The sequence below is a fragment of the Mesorhizobium sp. M7A.F.Ca.US.006.01.1.1 genome (genome assembly GCF_003997935.1).
Lineage (GTDB): Bacteria > Pseudomonadota > Alphaproteobacteria > Rhizobiales > Rhizobiaceae > Mesorhizobium.
The window spans coordinates 1-1,867 of record NZ_RZQL01000459.1; the positions used below are offsets into that span (position 1 = coordinate 1).

Annotated in this window: 2 protein-coding genes; one reads left to right on the forward strand and one right to left on the reverse strand. The window is 65.2% G+C overall.

Annotated elements, in window-relative coordinates; genetic code table 11:
* Window positions 1-911, forward strand: a 911-nt coding sequence (locus EN943_RS36775; protein WP_164778600.1) for an aldose 1-epimerase, incomplete at its 5' end; no start/stop codon positions are given.
* Between the two features lie 18 nt (window positions 912-929).
* Here EN943_RS36775 and pcaQ read toward each other — a convergent pair.
* Window positions 930-1,847, reverse strand: coding sequence for a pca operon transcription factor PcaQ (pcaQ, locus tag EN943_RS36780; RefSeq protein WP_127416590.1), 918 nt, complete (start codon window positions 1,845-1,847; stop codon window positions 930-932).
* Between the last annotated feature and the right edge of the window lie 20 nt (window positions 1,848-1,867).

Here is a 1,867-nt window from a genome sequence, read left to right on the forward strand (position 1 = left end):
CTGCCGTTGCCGAGCAGCACCAAGAGCTGATCTCGATCAGCGACGGCATTGCGACTGTGGAGATTGCCCCGGACGCCGGCGGCGCGCTGGCGTCGTATCGCTGGCGGCAAAACGGTTCCGTGGTGGATTGGCTGCGCCCTGCGGATCAGGCGGCAATCGACAGCCGGGATGCCGGCGCCATGGCCTGCTTCCCGCTGGTTCCCTATTCCAATCGCATAAGGGGCGGTCGCTTCGCATTCGCGGGCCGCACCGTCGAACTGCCGACCAGCCCGGACGATCCGCATCACGAGCATGGCCATGGCTGGCGTCGGCCATGGACCGTGGTGCGGCACGAAGCCAGCACCACCGTCCTATCCTATCGCCATGCCGCCGATTCCTGGCCGTGGAGCTATGAGGCGAGGCAGGAGATCTCGCTGGTCGATGGCGGCCTGGTCATTGCCCTCTCGCTGCGCAACCTCTCGGACGCGCCGATGCCCGCAGGCTTCGGCCTCCATCCCTATTTCCCGTCGACACCGTGGACACATGTCCAGGCGCAGGTATCCGGCATGTGGGAGACCGATGCGGAAATCCTGCCCACCCGGCACGTCCTGCCGCTTGCCGGCTCCAACCCGACCACGGGCTTCGACGTGTCGGAGACGGACTTCGACACGGTCTTCACCGGATGGTCGCGCCGCGCCCGGATCTCCTGGCCGGAGCATGGGCGGCAACTGGACATCGAGGCCGAGGCGCCACTCGATTTCCTTGTCCTCTACACGCCGCCCGGCGAGCCGTTCTTCTGCGCCGAGCCGGTCAGCAACATCACCGATGCCTTCAATCGCAGCGACGCGGGCATCGATACTGGCTGCATCGTATTGACACCCGGGCAGGTGCGATCCGCAAGCGTTCGCTTCACGCCTTCGCGGGAGATCTGATCGCCAGTCTGAGCCGCATCAGCTGCTTTGCCTTGCCGCTTCGCGGACGGTCTGCAGCAGGATGGAGAAGGCCGGTGAGGGCGCCATGTCGGTCCGCATTGTCAAGCCGACCGGTCCCTTGGTCTCCTCGGTGTTGACCGGCAAGGCGACGAAGGCGCCGCTGCCGAGTTCGTTGGCAACGACGCCGGCCGAAATAATCCAGACGGCATTGCTCCGCCGCAGGAAGGCGCGGCCGAAGGAGTCCGAGACGGTTTCGATCTCGGTTGCCGGCGCGGTCATGCCGTTAGTGATGAACAGGCGGTCGACAAACGGACGGATGACCGATTCCCGAGTCGGCATCAGCATCGGGAATTCGTCGAGCCGTGCGAACACATCCTGCCCCGGGTCAAGCAGCGGATGTCCGGCGCGCACCACGAACAGCACCGGTTCGGAATAGAGGTGCTCGAAGAAGAATCCGGTCATGTTTTCCGGCGCCGCCAGCCGTCCAACGACGAGATCGAGCGTGCCGGTGCGCAACTGTTCGAGCAGCACCGCATTCTCGCCGGTGACGATCTTGATTGCCGCACTGGTGCCCTCTTTGAGGAACAGGCTCATGGCCAGCGGCATCACCCGCGCCGACACCGTCGGCAGCGCGCCGATGCGGATCGGGTGGCGGTTGACCGCTCCGTCCTGGCGGACGGAATCGACGCCTTGCTTGAGTGCCGTGATCGCCGTGCCGGCGTGGCGAAGGAAGATCTCGCCGATGCGCGTCAGCCGGATGCCGCGGCCATCGCGCTCCACCACCGCTACACCCAGTGCCTCTTCCAGCTCGCGCAATGTCTTGGTCACCGCCGGTGGGCTGACATGCAGCAAGTCAGCCGCTCGCGCCACGCTTCCTTGTCGCGCAACCTCAAGGAATGCCTGCAGGTGACGGAACCGGATGCGGCTTTCGGACATGGATTTGATAACCTCTGAGT